Genomic DNA, 25,227 nt, shown 5'->3' with positions numbered 1-25,227 from the left:
GGAGACCGCCGTCGTCGGCCCTTGCCGTTTCTGAGGTGAGACCAGGCAGAACGGGTCCCGTGCCCTACAGCTCGGGGACGCGGACCATGCCCTCCTGGGCGACCGATGCGACGAGGACGCCGTTCCGGTCGTAGATCCTGCCTTGCGCCAGGCCGCGGGAGTTCTGGGCGCTGGGGGAGTCCTGCACGTAGAGGAGCCATTCGTCGGCGCGGACCGGGCGGTGCCACCACATGGCGTGGTCCAGGCTGGCGACGCTCATCCCCGGCTTGCTCCAGGCCAGGGAGTGCCTGCGCAGGATCGGTTCGAGCAGCGTGTAGTCGCTCGCATAGGCGAGAGCGGCACGGTGCAGCGCGGGATCGTCCGGCAGCTTGTCGAAGGTCTTCATCCACACCGCATTCCGGCTTCCGGCGTGCGGGTCGGCACTCAGGTAGAGCGGGGCGTCGATGTGCCGGATGTCGAAGGCGCGCTCGAAGGCCCAGTATCGCGCCACCGGATGGTCGATTCCGGCCAGCAGATCAGCGGTGGACGGGAGGGACTCGGGATCCGGCATGCCCTCGGGCATCGGCTCGAAGTGGTCAACTCCTTCGTCCTCAGTCTGGAAGGACGCGATCATCGAGAGGATCGGCACACCCCCCTGATACGCGTGCACGCGGCGGGCGGAGAAGGAGCGACCGTCCCGCAGGCGCTGAACCCCGAACGTGATGGGCTCCTGGGAATCACCGGCCCGGAGGAAGTACCCGTGCATCGAGTGGACAGCGCGCTCCGGATCGACCGTGCGGCCGGCCGCCATGAGGGACTGCGCCAGGACCTGACCGCCGAACACGCGGCTGCGGGGCTGCTCGTGCACCGGCCCGACGAAGATGTCCTCGTCCGTCCGGATGCCGTTGAAGTCGTCCAGTTCCAGCAGCTTCAGCAGTTCCTGGGTGGCCTTCCGCCCGGTCTCCTGGAAGTCCGGAACGGTGGGGTTGGGACGATCACGCTCTGCAGTCATGGAGCCGACTTTACTCAGTGTCTTCCGGCAGGCTCAACCGAGAGCGTGGTGGCATTTCGACGGCGATCCTCCGGGCTCGGCGGAAGGCCGCCGGGTGCGGCCCGTGGGACCAGGACCGCCGAGCTGATCTGGAAGAATCTCCTTCATGACAGAACGACCCGGCCTGAGTTTCCCCGTCCAGATCCGCTTCGGCGACATCGACAGCTACGGCCACGTGAACAACGTGGTCTACCTCAGCTATCTCGAGGATGCGCGTGTCCAGCTGATCCATCGGGCGCTCGGCGAGGATGCGGGTGCGGGCGCCGCGGAGGAGGACTCGTTCCACGATCTGGTGGGCGTGGAGAATTTCACCCTGGTGGCGCGGCACGAGATCGAGTACGTCAAGCCGCTGCTCTTCCGCACTGATCCGGTGCACGTCAACATCTGGGTCACGGGCATCGGCGGTTCGAGTTTCGATTTCGGGTACGAGGTGGCGGAACCGGACGGCTCGGCTGTGTATGCCCTGGCCGCGTCGTCCATGGTCCTGGTCAACCGCGCGAGCGGCGTGCCCGTCCGCCTTAGCCCCGCTCAGCGGCACGCGCTGGAGCAGTGGAACGGTGAGGCGGTGCCGTTCCGCCGTCGTCGCTGAGGCAGTCCGGAGAGATTCGCAACGGTGCAGACCGGGACCGGGCGATGAGGTGTGTGACACAGCGCGACCTTCGGCGGCGCAGGCCCGAGTAAAGTCGATGGAGTGCAAGCATCCACCCTCTTCCGTCCGGAGCAGCTCGACTTCAGCGATGCCCGGGACCTCGCCGACCTGAAGAACTTCGTGACGCGCGCCAAGTCGATCCAGGATTCGGGCATCCGGCTGCAAGCCGCGGGACCCGTCCTCCTGGCTTCGGTCTGCGTGCTGCGTCCCGCGCTCCTCGGCGAGTCGACGCCGACCGTCCTGGGCCTGCGCACGGTCGCCCTCGCCGCCCCGGCGGAGCTGGATGTCACCGTGCCGCTGTCAGCGATCCTCGACCGGGTCGCGCGCCAGCCGGAGGCGTCCCACTTGGAGATCCCGCCGACCACGGTCCGTGAGTCGTGGGCCGGCGTCGGGGTGCCCCGCGGTCCCTGGGAGCCGGTCGCCACGGTGTCCGGCGCAGCACTCCGCGAGGCCGCCGAGGAAGGCATCCGCCGCGTGGCGGGGATCCTGCCGGACAGCCCGGGCGCGCTGATCGTCAACAATGCCCGGGCGAGCGTCTGGGGCGAGCCGTTCACGGCGCCGTGGACCGTGGAGCAGGGCGAGGCGGGGGAGTCCGCCGCGGAACTGCCGCGGGGCGCGGCCTTCGCTGCGCATGCCCTCGGTTTCCTGACCGACGACGCCGACGCTACCCTGTTCCGCCACGGCACCTGGTGGCGGCTGAGCACGCCCGCCGGCCACGTGCTGGTGCGTCGCCCTGCCAGCCTGCTCGGCTGATCCTTCCCGCCAGAGCACCGGCAGATACGAGGCCTGCAACCAGGACTCCTGCCAGCAGGACACCTGACCCGGGCCCCTCGGGCGTGGACCCCGCCCCTCGTGGGCCTAGCCCGGCGTGTTGACCAGCGAGTGGGCGGCGCGTTCCATGTAGTCCCAGAGCGTCGCCTCGTGCAGGGGCGCCAGTTCGAGGGCGTCCACGGCCGTGCGCATGTGCAGGAGCCAGCGGTCGCGCGCCTCCGCCGTCACGGTGAAGGGGAAGTGCCGCATCCGCAGACGGGGGTGGCCGCGCTCCTGGCTGTAGGTGTTCGGCCCGCCCCAGTACTGCTCGAAGAACATCGTGAGCCGGTGCTTCGCGGGGCCGAGGTCCTCCTCGGGGTACATCGGCCGGAGCAGCTCGTCCTGGGCCACGCCCTCGTAGAACACGTCGACCAGCTTCACGAACGTCTCGTGACCACCGATCAGCTCGTAGAAGCTGTCCGTGTACGTAGGCTGCGAGAAGGGGTCGTTGCGCATGAGCTGCGGACGCTCCTCGGGGTTGACCATGCGCTTACTGTCCTTCTTCCGTGCCGGAGGGGGTCTCTGCGGGGATGTAGTTGCCCTGCGAGCGGTTCCCCACTCTCATGATCTCACCGTTGCGGAGGTACCAGATCGTGCCGTCGTCTCCCTCGACCTTGGTGATCCGCAGACCCACGGCCTTCACGATGCCCTCGACCTCACTGGTCACGATCCGGTCTCCGATGCCGTACTGGTCCTCGAGGCTGATGAAGATGCCGGCCAGGTAGTCGCGGATGAGCTGCTGGGAGCCGAAGCCGATCGCGATGCCCACTACGCCGACGCTCGCCAGGAGCGGCGCGATGTCCACGCCGAACGCCTTGAGAACGTAGAACACGACGATCACGGAGATCACCACCGTGGTCACGCTCGTCAGCAGGGAGCCGATCGTCTTGGCCCGCTGCTCGCGGCGCTGGCTCTCCAGGGCCTGCAGCGCCGGAGCCACCCAGCGGAAGCGCTCCTTCTTCAGGAACGTGATCCCCTGGGCGATCCGCTTGGTGACCTTGCGGATCAAGAAGGTGGCCAGCGCCCAGATCAGCACTCCGACCGCGATCACGATCGCCACTTCGAGGAAATCGACGGACGCTCCTGTCATCACGATCGCCGCCTGCTCACTGCTGCCTGTCTTGAATGCCACTCGGGTCCTTTCCTCGCCGTACGGGTCGATCTCTGCCGTGGGCTGAAGCCATGGCCTTCACCACCCTAGCGCCGTAGCCTGAACGCATGCGCATAGCGATCCTCGGTGGCACCGCATTCCTCTCGTCCGAACTGACCCGCCAGGCCCTCGCCGCGGGCCACGAGGTCCACATCGTCGCCCGTGGGGAGAGCGGAGCGGCCCCGGACGGCGCCCGCTGGCACCGGTCCGACCGGGAGGCGGGAGTCGCCGCGCTGGACGCGCTCACGGGGGACTTCGACGCCGTCGTGGAGGTGACACGCCAGCCGCACCATGCGGCGTGGGCGCTCGAGGCTCTGGCGGATCGGGCGGCGCACTGGACCCTGGTGTCCAGCTGCTCCGTCTACGCCGTGCATGACGTGCCGGAGGCCGACGAAACCGCGGAGCTGCTCGATCCGCTCCCGGCCCGCACACCGATGGTGTCCATGGAGGAATACGGCCCCGCGAAGGTCCGCTGCGAGCTGGAGGTCCTGGACGCCCTCCCCGAGCGCGCCCACATCAGCCGGCCGGGGCTGTTGATCGGTCCCGGTGATCCGAGCGACCGCTTCGGCTACTGGCCCGCCCGCCTCTCCCAGGGAGGCCGGGTGCTGCTGCCCCGCGGGGAACGCTCGAGCGTGCAGCACCTGGATGTCCGGGATTACGCCGCGTTCCTGCTGACCGCCGCGGAACGGCGCCTGGCGGGAACCTTCAATGCGGCCGGCATGTCCCGGCCCTGGGTGGATGAGGTGGCCGAGTGGCTGCGCGTCTCAGGGTTCGACGGCGAGCCGGCCGTCGCTGAGGACGCCTGGCTGGATGAGCAGGGCGTCGCACCGTGGGCCGGTCCCGGGTCGTTGCCCGTCTGGCTCCCGGCCGGCTATGAAGGGTTCATGACCCGCACCGCGGCGGGAGCAGTCGCCTCGGGGCTGCGCCAGCGGCCTCTCGAGGAGACCTGGGCCGACACCCTCGAATGGGAGCGGCGGCAGGGCCTCGACCGGGAACGGAAAGCCGGTCTCAGCGCGGCCCGGGAGGCTGAACTGCTCGGTCTCCTGCGGTAGGCGCGGCCCGCCCGTACCGGGGCGCCTACCGCCAGGGGCGCTGCGTGAGCAGGCGGACCGTCAGGCCCGCGCGCTCGGTTCGTGATGCACCGGGAAGTTCACGCTGTTCGCGATGAAGCACAGGCGGTTGGCCTCACGGTGCAGCTCGTCGGCGAGCTCGCGGTGCGCGGGATCCGCCACCGTGACCTCGGGGTGCAGAGTGACCTCCTCGAACTGGCCGCTGCCGTCGCGGTTCAGCCGCATGGTCCCCGTGGCGTGATCGCGGTACGCCGTGACGGTCACCCCGTGCTGCACCGCCACGTGGAGGTACGACAGCATGTGGCACTGCGCCAGCGCGGTGAGCAGGAGCTGCTCGGGGTTGTACCGCTCGGCGTCGCCGTGAAACGTCGGGTCCGCCGAGCCGGGCAGCGGCGGCAGTCCGGGCAGCTGGACGGTGTGGTCCCGCGAGTAGGCGCGGTAGGAACTCGTGCCCGTCCCGAGGTTCCCGGTCCAGTCCACGGTCACGTCGTAATGATGCAGGTCGATGGCCATGTGCTCAGCCTAATGCCGCGCCATGCCTGCCTCGGCCGTCCGGGCCGTCCGGATGAGGACGGCGGTACGACGACGGCGGGTGGGCCACTCGCCTGAGTGGCCCACCCGCCGTTGTCGGGGATGCTGTGGCGGCTCCACCGCTCAGGTCACCGCCGGGATCAGACGTCCGCGGCCTGCGCCCGGAGTGCGCGCTCCACGGCGTCCCGGTTCTCGAGGAGGGTGCGGCGCAGGGCGGCGCTGTCCTCGTCCAGGGTCTCCAGGAACGCGTTGGTGCGGTCCACCGTCTGCTGGGTCGTCTGGTAGGACGGGTACAGGCCGACGAGGATCTGCTGCGCGAGGGCCAGCGTGCGGCTCTTCACGATGCCCGGGACGGCCTCGAAGAACTTCTCCGCGTACGGGGCCAGGAGGGCCGCATCATGCACGCGGGTGAAGCCCGACACCGCGGAGCCCTGGATCGCGTTGGACAGCTTGCCGTCCACCACGATCTCCTGCCATGCCGCGGCTTTGGCCTCGGGGGTGGCGATGGCGGCCTTGGCCAGCGCCGCGGAGTTCTGGCCGTTCGCGGTGTTGTCGCGCTCCAGCTCGGCGTCGATCTCCGCCTGCGCGGCCCGCCCGCCGACCACGAGCGAGGTCAGCAGCTCCCAGCGGAGGTCCTGCTCCACGGCGAGGCCGGGGACTTCCCGGGTGCCGTCGAGGATCTCGGCGACGCAGTCCAGCTGAGCCTGGCTGCGGGCGTGCAACGCGAAGGCCTTGATGAACTGGAGCTGGCTGTCGCTGCCCGGCGCCGCGTTCTCGGCGAGTTCCAGGAGGGCGTCCGCCGCCTCGATGATGGCCTGCTCCCGGTGCTCCGGGGCCACGTAGAAGTTCAGCGTGGTGGCCAGCTGGCGGAGCTGGATGAGCACCACGGAGGAGTCCGTCTCGGCGCCGATGTTGTTCAGGAGCAGCTGCAGGTACTGACGGGCCGGCACCTCGGCGTCACGGGCGGCGTCCCAGGCGGAGGCCCACACCAGGGTGCGGGGGAGGGACTCCGCGAACGCGGAGAGGTGTTCCTGCGCATAGCTCCAGGACGACGGGTCGAGCCGGACCTTGGTGTACGCGAGGTCATCGTCGTTGATCAGGATGAGCCCGTCGTGCGGCGTTCCCACCAACTCCGGGACCTCGGTGCGCTCGCCGTCGACGTCGAGTTCCAGACGGCGGGTGCGCACCAGGCGGCCTTCGGCGTCCAGCGAGTACAGGCCGATGGCCAGGCGGTGCGGACGGAGGGTCGGGTGATCCTCGGGCGCGGTCTGCACCAGCGTGAACGACGTGATGACACCGGCCGCGTCGAGCTCCAGCTCGGGCTTGATGGTGTTCACGCCGGCGGTCTCCAGCCAGAGCTTGCCCCAGTCGCCCAGATCGCGCCCGCTGGCGGCCTCCAGCTCGACCAGCAGGTCGTTCAGGACCGTGTTCTTCCAGGCGTGCTTGGCGAAGTAGGCGCGCACGCCCGCCATGAACTCCTCCTGGCCCACCCAGGCCACGAGCTGACGGAGCACCGAAGCGCCCTTGGCGTAGGTGATGCCGTCGAAGTTGACCTCGACGTCCGCGAGGTCGTTGATCGCGGCGAAGATCGGGTGCGTGCTGGGCAGCTGATCCTGGCGATAGGCCCAGGACTTCTCCACCGAGGCGAACGTGGTCCAGGCGTTGGTGAATGTGGTGTTCTCCACGGCCGCCAGGTGGGACATGTACTCGGCGAACGACTCGTTGAGCCAGAGGTCGTTCCACCAGCGCATGGTGACCAGGTCGCCGAACCACATGTGGGCGAGCTCGTGCAGCACGGTGATCGCGCGGCGCTCCACCTGGGCCTGGGGGACCTGTCCGCGGAAGACGTAGCCCTCCAGGATGGTCACGGCTCCGGCGTTCTCCATGGCGCCCGCGTTGAACTCGGGGACGAAGAGCTGGTCGTACTTCTCGAAGGGGTACGGGATGCCGAACTGCTGCTCGAAGAACTCGAAGGCCTGGCGGGTCAGCTCGAAGATGTTGTCCGCGTCGAGGTACTGCATGAGGGACTTGCGGGCGAAGACGCCGAGCGGGATGGTGCGTCCCTCGGAGTTGACGAGTTCGCTGCGCACCGACTGGTACGGGCCGGCGATCAAGGCGGTGACGTACGAGGACAGCCGCGGCGTGGGGGTGAAGCTCCACAGCGAGCGGGCGCCGCCGTCCTCGCCTGCGGGCTGCGGCACGGGGACCGGCGTGGGGGAGTTGGAGACCAGGTCCCAGTGGGCGGGGGCCGTCACGTTGAACGTGAACGTCGCCTTGAGGTCCGGCTGCTCGAAGACGGCGAACATGCGGCGCGAATCCGGGACCTCGAACTGCGTGTAAAGGTACACCTCGCCGTCCACGGGATCCACGAAGCGGTGCAGACCCTCGCCGGTGTTCATATAGGGGTTCTCGGCGACCACGGTGAGGACATTCTCGGCGGCCAGCCCGTCGAGCTGGATCCGCACGCCGTCGGAGACCTGGGCGGGATCGAGGTCCGCGCCGTTGAGGATCACCTGAGAGACCGAGTCGGTCACCGCGTCGATGAAGGTGGAGGCGCCGTCCTTGGCCGTGAAGCGCACCGTGGTGGTGCTGCCGAAGACCCGATCGCCCCTGGTGAGGTCCAGGTCCACCGTGTAGGAGTCAACAGAAAGGAGCGCTGAGCGCTCCTCGGCTTCCGCTCGGGTGAGATTCATTCCTGGCAAGTTCTGCGCCTTTCCCTGGGGCTGATGGTGAGGAGCGCCACCTTTGGCGCCACTTTGAAGCTAGTGTTTCACAACTATGCCCGCTGACCGCTCCTCTCCGCCAGAGGGTAGCGTGAAGAACATGCGTGGTGCAGAAGGAGACGAAACACGACGTCGGCGTGACGGGGTGGTCGACTGGCGGACCCTGCGCTTCGCGGTCGGCTTCCCCGGGGTTCTGGCCGGCGCGTTCTGGCTGGCCGTGCAGGCGGTCGCGCGCCGCCTGCCCACGCCCGTGGCGTTCCGCTGGGAGAGCCAAGGCGGCGTGGCGTTCACGGACCTCGCCGGCTATCTGACGATGGCGGTCCTCCTGATCATCGTCCCCTCCCTGCCGTTCCTGGTGGCCTCCGGTCTGACGAACCTCCCCGTGCTGATGCGGCGGATCATGCTCTCCGCCGGCATCACCCTGAGCCTGTTCCTCTGCACGGCGGCCGCTGCCGGACTCGCGGGTCAGTTCGACGTCGTGGATGCCCGGAACTCCCACGTGGACGATCTGGTCCTGCTGCTGGGCACCGGCGGCGCCCTTGGTCTCGGCCTGCTGGTCCATTACGTGTACGCCCCGCTCGCACAATGGGACCCCCGCGACGACCGCGCGCTGCAGCGGGAGCTCGAGGCACTGGCGCATCCGGAGCTGGCCGCCGTGGAGACCGCGGTATGGGCCCGCCCCCGCACCTCGGTGCTCGTGATGACGGGTCTTCTGGGGGTCTTCCCGGCGGCCCTGGTGAGCATTGTGAATCCGTGGCTTGCCCTCGTGCTCCTGGTGCTGGCCGTGGCCGCCGCGGCACTCCTCATCCTGCGGGTCCGCGTGAGCCGGGAAGGGCTCTCGCTGCGTCTGGGCGGGTTCCTGCCCGTGTGCCGGCTCTCCGCGGGGGACATCCGAGGCGCCGAAGCGCTCGAGGCGACCGCTGCCGACTATGGCGGCTGGGGGCCGAGGACGGGGGAGCGCGGCCGCAGCTTCCTCGTGGCGAGCGGGCCCGCCGTCGTCGTGCTGCCGGTCACGGGTAGCGGCCATCCGGCGGTGACGTTCTCCGCCCCCGATCCGGAAACAGCCGAACGGCTCGCGGCCGCGCTGCGCAGCCTCGCCCGTCCCGCGTAACGTGCGCCCGGGACGGGTAGGGTGGAGAGGACCGATCCCTCCTCAGAATTCCCCGGAGACCCACGTGACCGACACTGCCGTCAAGCCCCGCGTCCACATCGCCACCGACCACGCCGGAATGGAGCTGAGCGCCTACCTGGTGAAGCACCTGACCGAGCAGGGTTACGAGGTCATCGACCACGGGCCCACCGAGTACGACGCGCTCGATGACTACCCGGGCTTCTGCATCAACGCGGCACAGGCCGTCGTCGCGGACCAGGCCGCAGGGGTCCACGCTCTCGGCATCGTCCTGGGCGGTTCCGGCAACGGCGAGCAGATCGCCGCGAACAAGGTGAAGGGCGTCCGTGCGGCGCTCGCCTGGAACGACTCCACGGCCCGTCTGGCCCGTGAGCACAACGACGCCAACGTGGTGGCCGTGGGCGGCCGTCAGCACAGTGTCGAAGAGGCCGCCGCGCTGATCGACGCCTTCCTCACCGAGCCGTTCAGCAACGACGAGCGCCACGTCCGCCGCATCGGCAAGATCGCCCACTACGAAGAGACGGGCGAGGTCCTGGCCTAGTGCCTGAAGGGCATTCGGTCAGGCGACTGGCCATCCAGTTCCACGACGTCTTCGCCGGTCAGCGCCTGGCGGTGAGCAGCCCTCAGGGGCGGTTCGCCGCGGGCGCTGCCCTGCTTGACGGGCGTCGCCTGCTCTCCTCCGAGGCGCATGGGAAGCAGCTGTTCCTCGGGTTCGAGGGAGATCTCTGGCTGCACGTGCACCTCGGCCTGTATGGCGCCTGGGAGTTCGGCGGCGACGAGACCTTCACGGGCGCCTCGAGCATCGGCGCCCCGCGGCGGATCGGCGAACGCGAAGTCGCGGACAGCGGCGAGGACGTCTACACGGGCCCTCCGGCGCCCGTCGGCGCCGTCCGCGTCCGCCTCGTGAGCGAGCACGGCTGGGCGGATCTGCGGGGCGCGAGCCGCTGTGACGCCGCCACCGGCCCTGACGTGGCGGCCGCGCGCGCCAAGCTCGGCCCGGACCCGCTGCACCGGGGTCTTCCCGGCCATGAGCGCGACGGCGAGGAGTTCGCCCGCCGCCTGCGGTCGCGTCGCACGTCGGTGGGACAGTTGCTGATGGACCAGGGCGTGGTGGCCGGGATCGGCAACATCTATCGCGCCGAGCTGCTGTTCCGCGCCGGGATCGATCCGGCCCGGCCCGGGACGTCCCTCAGTGCTGAGGAGGCCGCTGGTCTCTGGGCCGACGCCGAGCGTCTCCTGGCCGACGGGGTGCGGGACGGCCGGATCATCACGACGGAGCCGGGCTCCTGGTCGGGTTCACTGCCGGAGGAACACGAGGCGTTCTCCGTCTATCAGCACCAGGGCAGTCCTTGCCCGCGGTGCGGCACGAGCATCGCTCTCCGCGAACTGGCCGGGCGCAAGCTGTACTGGTGCCCGGGCTGCCAGCGCTGAATCACCGGCTCCATCGTTGTGTGCTCAGTTGTTGCGGGTGTTCTCCTGGAACACCCGCAACAACTGAGCACACAAGTCGAGACCAGCACGCAGGCCGACCGGCACACAGGCCGAGATCAGGGCATGAAAAATGCCCCGGTTCAGCTGAACCGGGGCATCGGGAGAGGGGACGACGGGAATCGAACCCGCGTAATCAGTTTGGAAGACTGAGGCTCTACCATTGAGCTACGTCCCCGTTGCGCGTTTGAGCTTACAGGCGAGCCGGGACGATCGCAAAACGGGGCTTCCCCCGGTGCGTTGAACCCGATTTAGGGAATGCGTCACGGTGGCCTATAGACTGTCATCTGCACTAACGGGGTGTAGCTCAGCTTGGCTAGAGCGCCTGCTTTGGGAGCAGGAAGTCGCAGGTTCAAATCCTGTCACCCCGACTCTGCGCACACATCTGCCATCGGTGCGTTCACAGCAATCCGGCGGCGCAGAACTGAATCCAGACACCAATCAGGAGAACGAACGCCGTGAAGAGCGCTGTCGAGAACCTTTCGCCCACCCGGGTCAAGCTCAATGTCGAGGTCCCCTTCGAGGAGCTGAAGCCCAGCATTGACGAGGCGTACAAGACCATCGCCTCCCAGATCCAGGTCCCGGGCTTCCGCAAGGGCAAGGTTCCGTCCAAGCTGGTCGACCAGCGTGTCGGTCGTGGCTACGTCCTCGAGACCGCCATCAACGACGGCCTCAACGGCTGGTACCAGCAGGCCGTGGCCGAGACGGAGATCCGTCCGCTGAGCCGTCCCGAGGTGGAGATCACCGAGGTCCCCGACCCCTCCGCCACCGATGGTGAGCTGAAGTTCCAGGTCGAGGTGGACGTCCGTCCCGAGGTTGAACTCCCGGACTACGCCGGCATCAAGGTCGAGGTCGCCGCCGCTGAGGCCACCGAGGCCGACGTCGACAAGGCGCTGGAGGACCTGCGTGGCCGCTTCGGCACCCTCGTCGCCGCCGATCGCCCGGCCGCCAACGATGACTTCATCACGATCGACATCACCGCCAGCATCGACGGCGAAGAGGTCGACAGCGCCACCGGCCTGTCCTACCAGGTGGGCTCCGGCACCATGCTGGAAGGCCTGGACGAGGCCGTCACCGGTCTGTCCGTCGACGAGGACGCCGTCTTCGACACCACCCTCGTGGGCGGCGAGCACGCCGGCACGAAGGCACAGGTCAAGGTCGTTCTCAAGGGCGTCAAGGTCCGCGAACTGCCGAAGGCCGATGACGACTTCGCTCAGCTGGCCTCCGAGTTCGACACCATCGCCGAACTCCGTGAGGACCTGGCCAAGCAGGCCGCCGAGGGCAAGCTCATGGAGCAGGGCGTCGAGGCCCGCGACAAGGTCCTGGACAAGCTCGTCGAGCTGATCTCCGTGCCGGTCCCCGAGTCCGTCATCGAAGAGCAGATCGAGCAGCACTTCTCCCCGGAGAACAACCACGCCGGTGAGGACCACGACACCGAGGAGCACCGCGCCGAGGTCAAGGCCAACTCCGAGCGTGCGTTCCAGAACGAGATCATCCTGGACGCCATCGCGGACAAGGAAGAGGTCGGCGTCTCCCAGAACGAGCTCATCGACTACCTGGTGACCACCGCTTCGCAGTACGGCATGGAGCCGAACCAGTTCGCCCAGATCCTCGACCAGGCCGGCCAGGTGCCGCTCATGGTCGCCGAGGTCCGCCGTCGCAAGGCTCTGGCCGTCGTGCTGGGCCAGGCCGAGGTCGTCGACTCCGAGGGCAAGGCCGTGGACCTGAGCGACTTCGTCAAGGGCCGCGACGAGCTCGAAGCCGAAGCCGCCGAAGAGGTCGCCGAGGAAGCCGCTGACGCCAAGGCGTAAGCGCGACGACGACGGCGGGCTGCCGCCGTCGCACGCTGCATGACCCGAAGGACCGTCGGAGGAATCATCCTCCGGCGGTCCTTTGCGCTGTCCGGCCGCCGGCCCGGTGCGCCTAAAGCGAACAGGGCCGTTTTGGCGAACAACGGCCCGCCGAAAACGGTTAGTGTCCAAGTAACCGAAATCCGTTTGCGGCCATCCACGAAAGAGGTAGGCAACCATGTCACAGCAAACACCGGCACCGCGCATGGCGAGCGTTGACCCTGCGGCGCAGGACAACTACATCTACAATCGCCTGCTCAAGGAGCGCATCATCTGGCTCGGCTCGGAGGTGCGTGACGAAAACGCCAACGCCATCTGCTCCCAGCTCCTGCTCCTGTCGGCAGAAGATCCCGAGAAGGACATCTACCTCTACATCAACTCGCCCGGCGGTTCCGTCACGGCGGGCATGGCGATCTACGACACCATGCAGTTCATCCCGAACGATGTGGTGACGGTGGCGACCGGCCTGGCCGCCTCCATGGGTCAGTTCCTCCTCTCCTCGGGCACCAAGGGCAAGCGCTACGCCACCCCGAACGCCCGCATCCTGATGCACCAGCCGTCCGGCGGCATCGGCGGCACGGCCTCGGACATCAAGATCCAGGCCGAGCTCATCCTTCACATGAAGAAGGTCATGGCGGAACTCACCGCCGATCAGACCGGTCAGAGCGTGGAGACCATCCTCAAGGACAACGACCGGGACAAGTGGTTCACCGCGAAGGAGGGCCTGGAATACGGGTTCTTCGACAAGATCGCCGAGCACGCGGCCTCCGTGCCGGGCGGCGGCGGAACCAACAAGTAACATCGGACCGATTCGCAAGGAGTCACAGACATGAACTACAACTTCGGTTGGTCCGCGGGAAACCTGCCCAACAACCGCTACGTCCTGCCCCAGTTCGAAGAGCGCACGCCGTACGGCTTCAAGCGCCAGGACCCGTACACCAAGCTGTTCGAGGACCGCATCATCTTCCTGGGTGTCCAGGTGGACGACGCTTCGGCCGATGACATCATGGCGCAGCTGCTCGTGCTCGAGTCGACCGACCCGGAACGGGACATCACCCTCTACATCAACTCCCCGGGTGGGTCCTTCACGGCGATGACCGCGATCTACGACACCATGCAGTACATCCGCCCGGAGATCCAGACGGTCTGCCTGGGCCAGGCGGCCAGCGCCGCCGCGGTCCTGCTCGCCGCCGGAACCCCCGGCAAGCGTCTGGCTTTGCCGAATGCCCGTGTCCTGATCCACCAGCCCGCCCTCTCCGGCGGTCAGGGCGGCCAGGCCTCCGACCTGGAGATCCAGGCCAACGAGGTCATGCGGATGCGTTCCTGGCTGGAGGAGACGCTGGCTCAGCACTCGGGCCGCACGCCTGAGCAGCTGAACAACGACATCGAGCGCGACAAGATCCTGACCGCCGCCGAGGCCGTGGAATACGGCCTCGTGGACCAGGTGCTTGATTCCCGCAAGGTGAAGAAGGCCGCGATCACGCGCTGATCCTCAGCGCAACCGGAAGTCGCCGGGGCAATTATTTGCCCCGGCGACGGCTGTCTTCGGCCAAAGTGTCGGAGCCCTGACTTAGAGTGGAAATACGACTGGAGCCCGGAGACACACCGTTCCCGGGTGGGCGACGAAGGGAAGTCCCTCATGGCTCGGATTGGTGAGAGCACGGACCTGCTCAAATGCTCCTTCTGCGGAAAGAGCCAGAAGCAGGTGCGCAAGCTCATCGCAGGTCCCGGGGTGTACATCTGTGACGAGTGCATCGAGCTCTGCAACGAGATCATCGAAGAGGAGCTGGCGGAGGTCAAGGACCTCGGCCCCATGGAGCTGCCCAAGCCTCGCGAGATCTTCGACTTCCTGCAGCAGTACGTCATCGGCCAGGAGCCGGCCAAGCGCGCGCTGTCCGTCGCCGTCTACAACCATTACAAGCGCATCCGCTCGGGAGCCTCCGGCACCGCCCTGGGCGAAGGACTTGACGAGGTCGAGGTGGCGAAGTCCAATGTGCTGCTCGTCGGCCCCACGGGCTGCGGCAAGACCTACCTGGCGCAGACCCTCGCCAAGAGGCTCAACGTCCCGTTCGCGGTGGCCGACGCCACGGCCCTCACCGAGGCCGGGTACGTCGGTGAAGACGTCGAGAACATCCTCCTGAAGCTCATCCAGGCCGCGGACTATGACGTGAAGAAGGCCGAGCACGGCATCATCTACATCGATGAGATCGACAAGATCTCCCGGAAGAGCGAGAACCCGTCCATCACGCGTGACGTCTCCGGTGAAGGTGTGCAGCAGGCGCTGCTGAAGATCCTGGAAGGGACCGTCGCCAGTGTGCCTCCGCAGGGCGGCCGGAAGCACCCGCACCAGGAGTTCATCCAGATCGACACCACCAATGTGCTCTTCATCGTGGCCGGCGCCTTCGCCGGCCTGGAGGAGATCATCGGCTCGCGGGCGGGCAAGAAGGGCATCGGCTTCGGTGCCCCGCTGCATTCCGCTGAAGACCACACGGACAACTATGCGGACGTCCTTCCGGAGGACCTGCTGAAGTTCGGCCTGATCCCCGAATTCATCGGGCGCCTGCCCGTCATCACGAGCGTCTCCCACCTGGACCGCCCCGCACTCATCCAGATCCTCACTGAGCCGCGCAACGCCCTCACCAAGCAGTACCAGAAGATGTTCCACCTCGACGGGGTGGAACTGGAATTCGACCAGGAGGCGCTGGACGCCATCGCGGACCAGGCCCTGGAACGGGGCACCGGCGCTCGCGGCCTGCGTGCGATTCTCGAAGAGGTCCTGCTGCCGATCATGTTCGATCTGCCCAGCCGCGAGGACGTGGCCACCGTGGTGATCACCAAGGACGTGGTCACCGATCAGGCCGACCCCACCATCATCAGCCACGAGGTCCGGGCCAAGCGCCGGAACAAGTCCGCCTGATCCGATCCGTCTGAGATCCGGACCCGGAACAGTCCAGTACAGCAAGGAGAGCATTTCCAGTGGAACAGCAGCGCGCCGATTTCTGGTTCGATCCCGTGTGCCCCTTCGCCTGGGTGACCAGTCGCTGGATCGGCGAGGTGGAAGAAGTCCGGCCCATCACGGTTCAGTGGCACGTCATGAGCCTTTCGGTCCTGAATGAGGGCCGCGATCTGCCGGAGAACTATCGGGCCCTCATGGATCAGGCGTGGGCCCCCGTGCGGGTGATCATCGCGGCGAGCCAGCAGCACGGTGAGCAGTACATCAAGCCGCTCTACGACGCCATGGGCACCGAGATCCACAACAACGGGAACAAGGACTACCCGGCCGTCGTCGCGAAGGCACTGGCCGAGGTGGGTCTGCCCGCCGAGCTGGCCGCGGCCGGCGAGAGCGACGCCTATGACGAGGCGCTCCGTGCCTCTCATGAGGACGGGATCTCCCGTGTGGGCCAGGACGTCGGGACCCCTGTGGTGGCGTTCAACGGCACGGCCTTCTTCGGCCCGGTGATGACCCGGATCCCGCGCGGTGAGGAAGCGGGCCGCATCTGGGACGCCGCTGTCACTCTCGGTGGGTACCCGCACTTCTTCGAGCTCAAGCGGAGCAGAACCGAAAGCCCCGAATTCGACTGATCCCGCGTCCTGACGTTATTTCAGGAACCGTGAGGTGCGGCGGTCCGCGAGGATCTTCCCGTGCGTCTGGCAGGTGGGGCAGTACTGCAGCGCCCTGTCGGCGAACGAGACTTCGCGGACCGTGTCACCGCACACCGGGCACGTCTGGCCCGCCCGTCCGTGGACGCGCATGCCACCCCTCTTGGCGTCCTTGAGCTGTTCCGGCGGCTTGCCGGACGCGGACGCCACGGCCTCACCGAGAATCTGCTCGACGGCGGTGAAGATGCGGGTGCGCTCGTCCTGATCCAGCGACTTGGCGATGGCGAACGGGGAGATCCTCGCAGCATGCAGGATTTCGTCACTGTAGGCGTTGCCGATACCCGCGATCACGGACTGGTTCCGCAGCAGCCCCTTGATCTGCTGCGAGCTTCCCTCGATGATTCCGTCCAGCACGTCCTGCGTGAAGCCGGGGTCCAGCGGATCAGGTCCCAGACTGGCGATACCCGGAACCTCCAAAGGATCGCGGACCACGTACACCGCCAGGCTCTTCCGGGTGCCGGCCTCCGTGAGGTCGAAACCCACGTGCGCCGGTCCCTGTCCGTCCCGGGGCGCCGTCGTGAAGGTGAGCCGGGCTGCTATCGGGCCGGAACCAGGCCGGAGCGGTTTGGACGAAGGGTTGTCCGTGAAGCGGAGCCAGCCGGCCTTGGCCAGGTGGAAGACGAAATGAATCCCCTCGGCGTCGAGGTCGAGGAACTTCCCATGGCGCGCGACGCCGGTGATGGTCCGGCCCTCCACAGCTGAATACGGGGGATCCGCCGTCTTGAGCACGGCGAAGGAGGTGATCCGCACGGAGTCCACGACGGCGCCGTGGAGAGCATGGTCCAGGAAGGTCCGCAGCCCCGTGATCTCTGGCAGTTCCGGCATGCCACTACTGTGCCACAGAGTGCCCGGCCTGCGGTGCGCGTGCTCGGTGATGTCGGCACACGGGCACGGAAACCGACGCCCCGGAATCACATCGGAGTAGTTCTTCCGGAGGCCTTGTCCTGCTCAGCGGGCAGGTTCACAATGGTGAGTACCACTCCGCAAGGAGAGGACGCGGAAGCCAGAGATTCAGAGATGAGGGACTCCTGACGCAGCCATCGGCGAAGTCGGGAACTCGCCGCCAGTGACGAGGCGGGAAGACCTGAAGACCCGAGGATTCCGCCAGACTGCCGGTCCGTCACCAGGCAGCCGAAAGTCGAAGCCCCACCGACGGCAACACGCCGATGGGGCTTCCCCTTTGCCCGGACCGGGACGGCTCGTGGTCCCGCCGGCTCAGCGGCGACGGTCGCGGTTCTTCGCGAGTCCCCGCTCCTTGGCGAAAGCCCGGTGCTGATGCGCCATCGACTTCATCTGGGCCAGCCGTTCGGAGCGCAGCCTCGCGTCAGTGCGGGCCGCCATGCGTTCCGCCTCCCGCTGGAGCTTTCGGTAGCTCTGCAGCCGGCGCTCCGTGAGCGTGCCCGCGGAGATCGCCGCCTGCACGGCACACCCTGGTTCGCTCGTGTGGGCGCAATCCGAGAACCTGCACCGCTCGGACAGCTCCTCCAGGTCGGAGAAGGCGTCGCTGACCCCCTCCTCGGAACCGGTGACCCCCGCGGACCTCAGGCCGGGGGTATCCAGGAGCACGCCGCCGTCGGGCATCGGCAGCAGTTCCCGCCAGGCGGTGGTGTGGCGTCCCTTCCCATCGACGGCGCGGACATCTCCCGTGGCCAGGAGATCTTCTCCCAGCAGTCGATTGCCCAGACTGGACTTGCCGGCTCCGGAAGGCCCGATGAGGGCCACGGTGCCGCTGAGTGCGGCGCGGAGTTCGTCCAGGCCTTCCTCGGTCTCGGCGCTCGTGGCGACGACCCTGACACCGAGTGCCACCGGTCCCAGTTCCTCAAGCGCCGCTTTCGGGTCCGGATGAGTGTCGGCTTTCGTCAATGCCACGACGGGCGTCGCGCCCGAGGCCCAGGCGAGGGCCAGGAGCCGCTCCGTGCGGGAGTGCCGGAGCGGGCTCGCCAGCGACACCGCCACCACGACGGTGTCGACGTTCGCGGCGAGTGCCTGCTCCTGGGAGCTGCCGGCCGCCGTCGCGCGGGCCAGCAGTGTCCGCCGCGGCAGGACGGAACCCAGATGCGCCGCCGTCGCGCTCGTGGCGGGGACCATGGAGATCCAGTCTCCCGTGGTCGGCCAGAGGCCGTGGCCGACGCCGGGGGAGCCGTGGAGCTGGACGCGGTCCGGTCCGTGAGCGGTGATGACCTCGCAGAGGCCGCGTTCGGCCCGGAGCACCCGGGCCGGGAGAGTTCCGGGCTCGGCGAGCCCTGAGAAGGTCTCCTGCCACTCCGGGTCCCAGCCGTGGGCGCGGAGCTGTGGGGAATCAAAGGTGTCATGCAGTGAAGAAGTCACAGTGGAGACTCTTTCGTGGAGGTCTCCTGCCGCAGCTTGTGGCGCGGTGCGGTGCGTCCCGGAGGGACGGAGTGCGGACGGCGCGGGAAGGAATGCGGCTCAGGCGGAGACGGGGGAGGTGTGGAGTGTCGAAGCGTCGCCGGGCATGGCGACAGTGAGCGTGACAGTCATGGTCACACCTCCTTCGGCGTCTCGGGCAGGCGGTCGGAACGCCTGAATGTGAAGCAACCCTAGCATAACGCCGAAGGGGTGACCCCGGAAGATCCGGGGCCACCCCTTTCGGTGTCACGGCACCTGGCGCCGCGACTCAGTCATGCGATCGGCTCAGTCCTGCGCTCGACTCAAGCCTGCGCCGGCGCCTCAGCCGGAGCCAATTCAACCTCGCTGACGGTGAGCTCGCCGTCGGCCTCCACCAGGGAGACCTCGCGGGCGTTCGCCGCGGCCTTCAGATCGGCGAGACCGGCCTCGAGCTGCGCGATCCGCGCGGCGGGACCGGAGACCGTCGCCTGCAGGACCTCGGTGCGCTGCTTGACCTTCGCTTCGGACTTCGCCTTGCGGAGACCGGAGAGGGCCTCACCGACCGTGGCGAGCAGAGCGACGTCGCCGTCGATGCCCTCCAGCGGGGCCGGCCACGCGGCGCGGTGCACGGACCCGGTGCGCCACCAGCTCCACACCTCTTCGGTCGCGAACGGCAGGAACGGCGCGAAGAGGCGCAGGAGCGCATCCAGCGTGGTCGCCAGGGCGGCGAGGACGGACGCCTGTCCTTCCTCGCCCTGAGCGCCGTAGGCACGGTCCTTGATGAGCTCGACGTAGTCGTCCGTGAACTGCCAGAAGAAGGACTCGGTCACCTGCAGGGCGCGGGCGTAGTCGTACTTCTCGAACGCGTCCGTGGCCTGGCGGACCACCTCGGCGAGCTGCGTCAGCAGACCGCGGTCCAGGGCGTTCGTCAGCACCGCACTGTCGGCCGTCAGCACGGAGGCCTCGGTGGCGCCGAGGTTCAGGACGAACTTGGACGCGTTGAGCAGCTTGATGGCCAGGCGGCGGCCGATCTTCATCTGGGCGATCTCGTACGCGGTGTCCGCGCCGAGCTTGGCAGAGGAGGCCCAGTAGCGGACGGCGTCCGAACCGAACTCCTCGAGGACGGCGGTCGGGACCACCACATTGCCCTTGGACTTGGACATCTTCTTGCGGTCCGGGTCCAGGATCCAGCCGGAGATGGCGGCATGCTTCCACGGCGCCACATTCTGGAGCGCGTCGGCGCGGACCACCGAGGAGAAGAGCCAGGTGCGGATGATGTCGTGGCCCTGCGGGCGGAGGTCGAACGGGAACACCTTGGCGAAGAGGTCCTCGTCACGGCTCCAGCCGCCCACGATCTGCGGGGTCAGCGCGGAGGTGGCCCAGGTGTCCAGGACGTCGGCGTCGCCGATGAAGCCGCCGGGCACGCCGCGCTGGTCCTCGGTGTAACCGGGGGCCACGTCCGCGGCGGGGTCCACGGGAAGCATCTCGTCGGCGGGGACGATCGGGTTCTCGTAGTCCGGGTTGCCCTCGGCGTCGAGGCCGTACCAGACCGGCACGGGCACACCGAAGAAGCGCTGGCGGGAGACCAGCCAGTCACCGTTGAGGCCCTCGATCCAGTTCTCGTAGCGGGACCGCATGAAGGCCGGGTGGAAGTCGATCTCCCGGCCTCGCTGGATGAGACGCTCGCGACGGTCCTCATCGCGGCCGCCGTTGCGGATGTACCACTGACGGCTGGTCACCACTTCGAGGGGCTTGTCGCCCTTCTCGAAGAAGTTCACGGCGTGCATGATCTTCTTCGGCTCGCCGTCCAGAAGGTCCTGCTCGCGGAGCATCTCGACCACGGCCTCCTTCGCGGAGAACGCGGTCTTGCCGGCGATCCGCTCGTAGGCTTCACGGCCGGCGTCGGTGGTGATCCACTCGGGTGTCTCGGCGAGGATGCGGCCGTCGCGGCCGATGATCGCGCGGGTGGGCAGCTGCAGCTCGCGCCACCAGGTGACGTCGGTCAGGTCGCCGAAGGTGCAGACCATGGCGATGCCGGAACCCTTGTCGGCCTTGGCCAACGGGTGGGCCCTGACCTCGACCTCGACGCCGAACAGCGGCGAGGTGACCTTCTTGCCGAACAGCGGCTGGTAGCGCTCGTCGTCCGGGTTCGCCACGAGGGCGGCGCATGCGGCGAGCAGCTCGGGACGCGTGGTCTCGATGAAGATCTTCTCGCCGTCCTCGGTGAAGAACGGGTACCGGTGGTACGCGCCGGCGACTTCGCGGTCCTCGAGCTCGGCCTGTGCCACGGCGGTCCGGAACGTCACGTCCCAGAGGGTCGGTGCCTCGGCCAGGTAGGCGTCCCCGGCCGCGTGGTTCGCCAGGAAGGCGCGCTGGGAGACGGCGCGCGAGGCGTCATCGATGGTGCGGTAGGTCATGTCCCAGTCCACGGAGAGCCCGAGGGTCTTGAACAGGTGCTCGAAGACCTTCTCGTCCTCGACGGCCAGGCGCTCGCACAGCTCGATGAAGTTGCGACGGGACACGACGTCCCAGTCACGCTGGTTCTTCGCCGGCTCGGCCGGGGGCTGGTAGCCCTCCTGGTACGGGATGGCCGGATCGCAGCGGACGCCGTAGTAGTTCTGGACGCGGCGCTCAGTGGGCAGACCGTTGTCGTCCCAGCCCATCGGATAGAAGACGTTCTTGCCCTGCATACGCTGGTAGCGCGCGAGAACGTCCGTCTGGGTGAAGGAGAACATGTGGCCCACGTGCAGCGAGCCGGAAGCGGTGGGAGGGGGAGTGTCGATCGAGTAGACCTCACCCCGGGTGGTGTCCTGCTGGAACTTGTAGGTCCCGTCGGCCAGCCACCGCTCGGTGAGCTTGGCTTCCAGGCCCTCGAGGGCCGGCTTGTCGGGAACGGTGGTGGCTTCGGGCGTGTCTGTACCCTGCGTCGCATCAGTCATGAGAACAATTCTTTCATGCCTGGTGCACGCGGCGGTCCTCAGCCGGGTGTGCCGTGGCTCAGTGTGCCGCGGAACACCCAGGGTTCGCGGGGGAGCCGTTCCGGGTCGAAGGACGCCAGGGCGTTCTCCAGCCCGCCGCCGGGCAGACCCAGCGATGCCAGCAGCGCGTCGCGGACCTCCGTCGCGTCCCAGCCTGCGGCGGCCAGGTCGCCGAGCGTCACCGCGCCGTCGCGCTTGGCCAGTCTCTTGCCTTCCGGCCCGAGCACGAGCGGCACATGGGCGTACGACGGCGGCGCGTGGCCCAGGGTGCGCGCCAGGCGGATCTGGGTGGGTGTGGAGGCGAGGAGATCGTCGCCGCGCACCACCTGGTCCACGCCCTGGTCGGCGTCGTCGACCACGACCGCGAGGTTGTAGGCGACGGCTCCGTCGTTCCTGCGCAGGACCACGTCGTCCACCGGACCCGCGTAGTCGCCCGCCAGGGTGTCGGTGAAGTGCTCCGTGCCGCCCCCGGAGCGGAAGCGCAGCGCGGCAGGGCGTTCCCGGCGCCGTACCGCGCGTTCGGCATCACCGAGGTTCCGGCAGGTCCCGGGGTACAGGGGAATCGCGCCGTGCGCTGCGGACGTCGCCTCGGCGATGTCGCGGCGGGTGCAGAAGCATTCGAAGGTCCGGCCATCGAGGATCAGCGTTTCGAGGGCGGCATCGTGAAGCCCTCCGCGTTCGGACTGGCGGACCGCTGGTCCGTCCCAGGTCACGCCCACGGCCTCGAGGTCGCGGAGCTGCGACTCTTCGGCACGCGCCCGGACTCTGTCCAGATCCTCCACTCGCAGAAGGAAACGACGGTCCGTGCTGCGGGCGAAGAGCCAGGCCAGCAAGGCGGTACGGAGGTTGCCCAGATGCAGGTCACCGCTGGGGGACGGGGCGTAACGGCCGGCACTGGAAGAGTTCACGGTGCCACTGTAACCGGCCCGGCGTACGCCGTGCGGGTACACTCCGACCATGGCCGGTCATCGGGGGAGCAGGGGAATGGCGTCAGGATCATCAACGAGCCGGCGCGCGGTGCTGGTGTCGGTTCCGGCAGTCTGGCTGGCCTTCGCCGCCAGCGCATGTGCGGCGCCGGAGGTCCGTCTGGACAAGGACCACACCGCTGCGACAGTCCCCGTGGGCGGCCGGGTCATCATCGATCTCGGCATGACCAATTCTTCCGTCGGATACCGCTGGGTGCGCGTCGAAGGCCCGGGATCTCATCTCGCCGAAGTCTGGAAGGAGCCTCCCGCCGAGCGACGGCCTATCGGGGGACCTTCGGAACAGGTGGAGACCTTCACCGCGGTCTCCACGGGGACGACGACCATCATCTACGAGTTCGAGGTCCGGCCTGAACTCAGCGACCGCTACGAACTCGACGGGCAGCGGATGACGTTCACCGTGACGGCGTCCTGACCGGAGCGCCTGGGCTGCCCAGACGGTCAGCGGAACCTCACAGGGCGTGGCCCGGCCGGTTGTCCACATAAAGACCTTCACCTGGGTCTCCATGGATCCGCGGTGCCTAGCATGAACCATGACGAATCAGCAGCTTGGACAATTGACCACCGCCCGGATCTACGACGAGCCCGTCGAAGGCCGGTACCGCATCCTCGTGGACCGGCTCTGGCCGCGCGGGGTGAGCAAGGAGATGGCCGCGCTGGACGAGTGGCTCAAGGACATCGCCCCGTCCGGCCCACTCCGGACGGAGTTCGCCCACATGGCATCCCGCTTCGAGGAGTTCACCACGCTGTACCGGGAGGAGCTCGATGAGCACCCGGTACCGGTGGACCACGTGATCGGACTCGTGAGGGAGGGCCGGGACGTCGAGTTGCTCTACGCGGCGAAAGATCGCGAGATCAATCACGCCCAGGTGCTGCGCGCCTATCTGTTGGAACATCTGGAGTGACACCCGTCCGGTGCCACGGTCCGGGTGGGAAGGCCGGAGGCGGACGGACTCTGCGAGCGCACGCCAGGGGACCACGGGGCCTCACGGATTCAAGGGAGCTCACGGACGAGGCCGAGGAAACTCCATGGCCATGACGGTCCGGGCCGGTCCGGTGCCCTCGAGAGCTCCCGAATCCCCGTGATCATCCGGGCCCTGCACCATGCCGAGTTTCTCCGCCACCCGCCGGGATGCCCGGTTCTCCGGGTGGATGATCGCGACGAGTTCCTGAGCACCGAGCACGTCCCGTGCGAAGTCCCGGCACGCTTGAGCAGCTTCCGTGGCCAGACCCCGGCCCTGGAACTCCGGCATGACGTGGTAGCCCACTTCGAGGCGGGGCAGGCCATTGACCCGCTGCCACGTGAGACCGCAGTCCCCGAGGAAGGTGCCGTCGTGGTCCTCCACGATCCAGAGTCCGTGACCGAGCTCGCGGTAGTTGCGCTGGTTCCATTCGATCCACGCCAGCGCCTCGGGCCTGGTCTTCGGGCGGGGGTAGAACTCCATCACGGTGGGATCACCGAGAAGCCGGGCCATCGCGTCCAGGTCAGCCGGGGTCATGTCCCGGAAACGGAGGCGTGACGTGGGGGAAGGCAGCATCCAACCACTGTAATCCTGAGATTCCGTGGGGTGGGTGAAGATTGTCTCCCGGAACGGTGTTCGTCTTGTGAGATGTCCTCTCGGAGGCGCAGGAGTGACACACGGGAGTACGGTCGAACGACAGCACGGGCAACGGGCAGGCATCGCCGCGCAACCGATTGGGGCGCGGAAAGATGCGGGAAGAGCAGTCGCGGGAGTAGCAAAGGGCCGGAATCGGCCGGCCTTCGACAGGCAGTCATCTGAAAGCCGGTAGGCATTCGACAGAAGGAGATCTCATGGCACGGCACTGGATCGCGTCGGAATGGGGAAGCCCTGAAGGATGGGAGTTCGTCGAATACGCTCCCACGAAGCCCGGGCCCGGAGAAGTGACGATCTCCGTGCGGGCCGCCGGGGTCAACCCGGCCGATGCCAAGCACGTCGCGGCGCCGCGTACGGGTCAGCAGCTACCGGTCGCTATCGGCTACGAGGTCGCCGGCACCGTGGTGGCGGTGGGTCCCGGCACGACGGCGGTGACAGGCCCCGTCGCGATCGGCGACGAGGTGCTCGCCTTCCGGGTCCGTGGCGGCTATGCCACGGAACTCACGGTGCCGGCCGAGAAGGTCCTGCACCGTCCGCCGTCGCTTGATGTCGAGGAAGGCGCGAATCTCCTGCTGGCGGGGACCACCGCGGCGGAGATGCTGCACGCGGTCGGCGCGACCGCCGGCGAGACTCTTCTGCTGCATGGGGCGTCGGGCGCGGTCGGGTCCATCGTCCTTCAGCTCGCGGCGCTGCGGGGCATCACCGTGATCGGCACGGCGAGTGAGGCCCGGGCGGAGGACGTCCGGGCACTCGGCGGGACTCCGGTCCGCTACGGGCCCGGGTTGCAGGAGCGGGTTGAGGAAGCAGTCCGTTCTCTCAAACGCGCCGGAGTGGATGCCGCACTGGACGCCGCAGGCACCGACGAAGCCGTGGAGGTGTCGTTGTCCCTCGTCTCCGACCGGCAGCGCATCGTCACCGTCGCCGCTCCCCGCCAGGCCGAGGAACACGGGTTCCAGGCGCTCGCCGGCACCAAGCCCGAGAGTGGGACATTCCGGGACGCGGCGCGCGAGGACCTGGTGACGCTCGCAGGCCGGGGTCTGCTGCGCGTCCCGTTGAGCCGCAGCTACCCGTTGTCCGAGGCTCCGAAGGCTCACCGCTTCCTGTCCACGGGCCATCCCGGCGGAAAACTGACGCTCGTTCCGGGCCTGGAATCAGACGTCACGGAGGCTCATACCGAGTCACACGAGCGTGCCGGGAGTGACCTCTGATGTCGC

24 protein-coding genes and 2 tRNA genes are annotated in these 25,227 nt (G+C 68.0%); 15 read left to right on the top strand and 11 right to left on the bottom strand.

Features of this window, described 5'->3' with window-relative positions:
- Positions 1-64: 64 nt before the first annotated feature.
- Positions 65-991, bottom strand: coding sequence for an acyl-CoA thioesterase II (locus tag P9849_RS09530; RefSeq protein WP_278266593.1), 927 nt, complete (start codon positions 989-991; stop codon positions 65-67).
- Between the two features lie 145 nt (positions 992-1,136).
- Between P9849_RS09530 and P9849_RS09525 the strand changes: the two genes are divergently transcribed.
- Positions 1,137-1,619, top strand: a complete 483-nt coding sequence (locus tag P9849_RS09525; protein WP_278266592.1) for a thioesterase family protein — start codon at positions 1,137-1,139, stop codon at positions 1,617-1,619.
- A gap of 102 nt (positions 1,620-1,721) precedes the next feature.
- On the top strand, positions 1,722-2,432 hold the full coding sequence (locus P9849_RS09520; protein WP_278266591.1) for a hypothetical protein: 711 nt from the start codon (positions 1,722-1,724) through the stop codon (positions 2,430-2,432).
- Between the two features lie 105 nt (positions 2,433-2,537).
- On the opposite strand, the gene P9849_RS09515 is transcribed toward P9849_RS09520, so the two are convergent.
- On the bottom strand, positions 2,538-2,975 hold the full coding sequence (locus tag P9849_RS09515; RefSeq protein WP_278266590.1) for a globin: 438 nt from the start codon (positions 2,973-2,975) through the stop codon (positions 2,538-2,540).
- A 4-nt stretch (positions 2,976-2,979) separates the two neighbouring features.
- A complete protein-coding gene (locus P9849_RS09510) occupies positions 2,980-3,579 on the bottom strand; it encodes a mechanosensitive ion channel domain-containing protein (protein ID WP_278269143.1) in 600 nt (199 codons plus the stop codon).
- Between the two features lie 128 nt (positions 3,580-3,707).
- Here P9849_RS09510 and P9849_RS09505 point away from each other — a divergent pair, with 128 nt between their 5' ends.
- Complete coding sequence (locus tag P9849_RS09505; RefSeq protein WP_278266589.1) at positions 3,708-4,691, top strand: NAD-dependent epimerase/dehydratase family protein; 984 nt, start codon at positions 3,708-3,710, stop codon at positions 4,689-4,691.
- A gap of 60 nt (positions 4,692-4,751) precedes the next feature.
- Here the strand turns inward: P9849_RS09505 and P9849_RS09500 are convergent, their stop codons facing one another.
- Both P9849_RS09500 and pepN read right to left on the bottom strand, forming a co-directional pair.
- Complete coding sequence (locus P9849_RS09500) at positions 4,752-5,222, bottom strand: OsmC family protein (protein WP_278266588.1); 471 nt, start codon at positions 5,220-5,222, stop codon at positions 4,752-4,754.
- A gap of 158 nt (positions 5,223-5,380) precedes the next feature.
- Positions 5,381-7,933 carry an aminopeptidase N gene (gene pepN, locus P9849_RS09495; RefSeq protein ID WP_278266587.1) on the bottom strand — a complete coding sequence of 851 codons (2,553 nt, stop codon included), beginning with the start codon at positions 7,931-7,933 and terminating at the stop codon, positions 5,381-5,383.
- Between the two features lie 130 nt (positions 7,934-8,063).
- On the opposite strand from pepN, the gene P9849_RS09490 reads away from it, so the two are divergent.
- From P9849_RS09490 to P9849_RS09480, 3 genes are all read left to right on the top strand, one after another.
- Positions 8,064-9,074, top strand: coding sequence for a hypothetical protein (locus P9849_RS09490; protein ID WP_278266586.1), 1,011 nt, complete (start codon positions 8,064-8,066; stop codon positions 9,072-9,074).
- Positions 9,075-9,192: 118 nt separating this feature from the next.
- The gene (locus P9849_RS09485) at positions 9,193-9,633 is read left to right on the top strand and encodes a ribose-5-phosphate isomerase (RefSeq protein WP_244907228.1); all 441 of its coding nucleotides are present in this window, start codon (positions 9,193-9,195) and stop codon (positions 9,631-9,633) included.
- The gene (locus tag P9849_RS09480) at positions 9,633-10,523 is read left to right on the top strand and encodes a DNA-formamidopyrimidine glycosylase family protein (protein ID WP_278266585.1); all 891 of its coding nucleotides are present in this window, start codon (positions 9,633-9,635) and stop codon (positions 10,521-10,523) included. The genes P9849_RS09485 and P9849_RS09480 overlap by 1 nt, the downstream gene beginning before the upstream one ends.
- 164 nt (positions 10,524-10,687) lie before the next feature.
- Here P9849_RS09480 and P9849_RS09475 read toward each other — a convergent pair.
- Positions 10,688-10,758: transfer RNA gene (locus P9849_RS09475), tRNA-Gly, on the bottom strand.
- A gap of 118 nt (positions 10,759-10,876) precedes the next feature.
- On the opposite strand from P9849_RS09475, the gene P9849_RS09470 reads away from it, so the two are divergent.
- The 6 genes from P9849_RS09470 (at position 10,877) to P9849_RS09445 (ending at position 16,012) form a co-directional block, all read left to right on the top strand.
- Positions 10,877-10,951: transfer RNA gene (locus tag P9849_RS09470), tRNA-Pro, on the top strand.
- 87 nt (positions 10,952-11,038) lie between these two features.
- Positions 11,039-12,391: a trigger factor gene (gene tig, locus P9849_RS09465; RefSeq protein ID WP_278266584.1), complete on the top strand. Its 1,353-nt coding sequence runs from the start codon at positions 11,039-11,041 to the stop codon at positions 12,389-12,391.
- Between the two features lie 244 nt (positions 12,392-12,635).
- On the top strand, positions 12,636-13,229 hold the full coding sequence (locus P9849_RS09460) for an ATP-dependent Clp protease proteolytic subunit (RefSeq protein ID WP_208189416.1): 594 nt from the start codon (positions 12,636-12,638) through the stop codon (positions 13,227-13,229).
- A 30-nt stretch (positions 13,230-13,259) separates the two neighbouring features.
- Complete coding sequence (locus P9849_RS09455) at positions 13,260-13,919, top strand: ATP-dependent Clp protease proteolytic subunit (RefSeq protein WP_107002914.1); 660 nt, start codon at positions 13,260-13,262, stop codon at positions 13,917-13,919.
- A 150-nt stretch (positions 13,920-14,069) separates the two neighbouring features.
- A complete protein-coding gene (clpX, locus tag P9849_RS09450; RefSeq protein WP_278266583.1) occupies positions 14,070-15,347 on the top strand; it encodes an ATP-dependent Clp protease ATP-binding subunit ClpX in 1,278 nt (425 codons plus the stop codon).
- A 59-nt stretch (positions 15,348-15,406) separates the two neighbouring features.
- Positions 15,407-16,012 (top strand): DsbA family protein, encoded by a 606-nt coding sequence (locus P9849_RS09445; RefSeq protein ID WP_278266582.1) that lies wholly within the window; start codon positions 15,407-15,409, stop codon positions 16,010-16,012.
- A gap of 15 nt (positions 16,013-16,027) precedes the next feature.
- On the opposite strand, the gene P9849_RS09440 is transcribed toward P9849_RS09445, so the two are convergent.
- The 4 genes from P9849_RS09440 to gluQRS all read right to left on the bottom strand — a co-directional run bounded on the left by P9849_RS09440 (position 16,028) and on the right by gluQRS (position 22,322).
- Positions 16,028-16,915: a DNA-formamidopyrimidine glycosylase family protein gene (locus tag P9849_RS09440; RefSeq protein WP_278266581.1), complete on the bottom strand. Its 888-nt coding sequence runs from the start codon at positions 16,913-16,915 to the stop codon at positions 16,028-16,030.
- 390 nt (positions 16,916-17,305) lie between these two features.
- Positions 17,306-18,418 (bottom strand): ribosome small subunit-dependent GTPase A, encoded by a 1,113-nt coding sequence (gene rsgA / locus P9849_RS09435; RefSeq protein WP_278266580.1) that lies wholly within the window; start codon positions 18,416-18,418, stop codon positions 17,306-17,308.
- A gap of 341 nt (positions 18,419-18,759) precedes the next feature.
- Positions 18,760-21,375: a valine--tRNA ligase gene (valS, locus tag P9849_RS09430; RefSeq protein ID WP_278266579.1), complete on the bottom strand. Its 2,616-nt coding sequence runs from the start codon at positions 21,373-21,375 to the stop codon at positions 18,760-18,762.
- Between the two features lie 38 nt (positions 21,376-21,413).
- Positions 21,414-22,322, bottom strand: a complete 909-nt coding sequence (gene gluQRS, locus P9849_RS09425) for a tRNA glutamyl-Q(34) synthetase GluQRS (protein WP_278266578.1) — start codon at positions 22,320-22,322, stop codon at positions 21,414-21,416.
- Between the two features lie 115 nt (positions 22,323-22,437).
- On the opposite strand from gluQRS, the gene P9849_RS09420 reads away from it, so the two are divergent.
- Positions 22,438-22,812: a protease inhibitor I42 family protein gene (locus tag P9849_RS09420; RefSeq protein WP_278266577.1), complete on the top strand. Its 375-nt coding sequence runs from the start codon at positions 22,438-22,440 to the stop codon at positions 22,810-22,812.
- A gap of 118 nt (positions 22,813-22,930) precedes the next feature.
- Positions 22,931-23,302 carry a DUF488 family protein gene (locus P9849_RS09415; protein ID WP_278266576.1) on the top strand — a complete coding sequence of 124 codons (372 nt, stop codon included), beginning with the start codon at positions 22,931-22,933 and terminating at the stop codon, positions 23,300-23,302.
- Positions 23,303-23,401: 99 nt separating this feature from the next.
- Here P9849_RS09415 and P9849_RS09410 read toward each other — a convergent pair whose 3' ends face one another.
- Positions 23,402-23,935, bottom strand: coding sequence for a GNAT family N-acetyltransferase (locus P9849_RS09410; protein WP_278266575.1), 534 nt, complete (start codon positions 23,933-23,935; stop codon positions 23,402-23,404).
- 275 nt (positions 23,936-24,210) lie between these two features.
- Between P9849_RS09410 and P9849_RS09405 the strand changes: the two genes are divergently transcribed.
- Positions 24,211-25,221, top strand: a complete 1,011-nt coding sequence (locus P9849_RS09405; protein ID WP_278266574.1) for an NADP-dependent oxidoreductase — start codon at positions 24,211-24,213, stop codon at positions 25,219-25,221.
- The last annotated feature ends 6 nt before the right edge of the window (positions 25,222-25,227 follow it).

The organism is Arthrobacter sp. Y-9 (assembly GCF_029690065.1).
Classification (GTDB): domain Bacteria; phylum Actinomycetota; class Actinomycetes; order Actinomycetales; family Micrococcaceae; genus Arthrobacter_E.
Note: the sequence above shows the minus strand (reverse complement) of the source record. Positions and strands in the feature narration are given on the sequence as shown.

Excerpts from the sequence above, each read along its gene's own strand:
- P9849_RS09440 (WP_278266581.1), bottom strand. The coding sequence starts at position 16,915 with ATGCCGGAACTGCCAGAGATCACGGGGCTGCGGACCTTCCTGGACCAT.
- P9849_RS09515 (WP_278266590.1), bottom strand. The coding sequence starts at position 2,975 with ATGGTCAACCCCGAGGAGCGTCCGCAGCTCATGCGCAACGACCCCTTC.
- P9849_RS09510 (WP_278269143.1), bottom strand. The coding sequence starts at position 3,579 with ATGACAGGAGCGTCCGTCGATTTCCTCGAAGTGGCGATCGTGATCGCG.
- valS (WP_278266579.1), bottom strand. The coding sequence starts at position 21,375 with ATGACTGATGCGACGCAGGGTACAGACACGCCCGAAGCCACCACCGTT.
- P9849_RS09405 (WP_278266574.1), top strand. The coding sequence starts at position 24,211 with ATGGCACGGCACTGGATCGCGTCGGAATGGGGAAGCCCTGAAGGATGG.
- P9849_RS09530 (WP_278266593.1), bottom strand. The coding sequence starts at position 991 with ATGACTGCAGAGCGTGATCGTCCCAACCCCACCGTTCCGGACTTCCAG.
- P9849_RS09410 (WP_278266575.1), bottom strand. The coding sequence starts at position 23,935 with ATGCTGCCTTCCCCCACGTCACGCCTCCGTTTCCGGGACATGACCCCG.
- clpX (WP_278266583.1), top strand. The coding sequence starts at position 14,070 with ATGGCTCGGATTGGTGAGAGCACGGACCTGCTCAAATGCTCCTTCTGC.
- P9849_RS09525 (WP_278266592.1), top strand. The coding sequence starts at position 1,137 with ATGACAGAACGACCCGGCCTGAGTTTCCCCGTCCAGATCCGCTTCGGC.
- P9849_RS09415 (WP_278266576.1), top strand. The coding sequence starts at position 22,931 with ATGACGAATCAGCAGCTTGGACAATTGACCACCGCCCGGATCTACGAC.
- P9849_RS09490 (WP_278266586.1), top strand. The coding sequence starts at position 8,064 with ATGCGTGGTGCAGAAGGAGACGAAACACGACGTCGGCGTGACGGGGTG.
- P9849_RS09460 (WP_208189416.1), top strand. The coding sequence starts at position 12,636 with ATGGCGAGCGTTGACCCTGCGGCGCAGGACAACTACATCTACAATCGC.
- P9849_RS09485 (WP_244907228.1), top strand. The coding sequence starts at position 9,193 with ATGGAGCTGAGCGCCTACCTGGTGAAGCACCTGACCGAGCAGGGTTAC.
- P9849_RS09455 (WP_107002914.1), top strand. The coding sequence starts at position 13,260 with ATGAACTACAACTTCGGTTGGTCCGCGGGAAACCTGCCCAACAACCGC.
- P9849_RS09505 (WP_278266589.1), top strand. The coding sequence starts at position 3,708 with ATGCGCATAGCGATCCTCGGTGGCACCGCATTCCTCTCGTCCGAACTG.
- P9849_RS09500 (WP_278266588.1), bottom strand. The coding sequence starts at position 5,222 with ATGGCCATCGACCTGCATCATTACGACGTGACCGTGGACTGGACCGGG.
- pepN (WP_278266587.1), bottom strand. The coding sequence starts at position 7,933 with ATGAATCTCACCCGAGCGGAAGCCGAGGAGCGCTCAGCGCTCCTTTCT.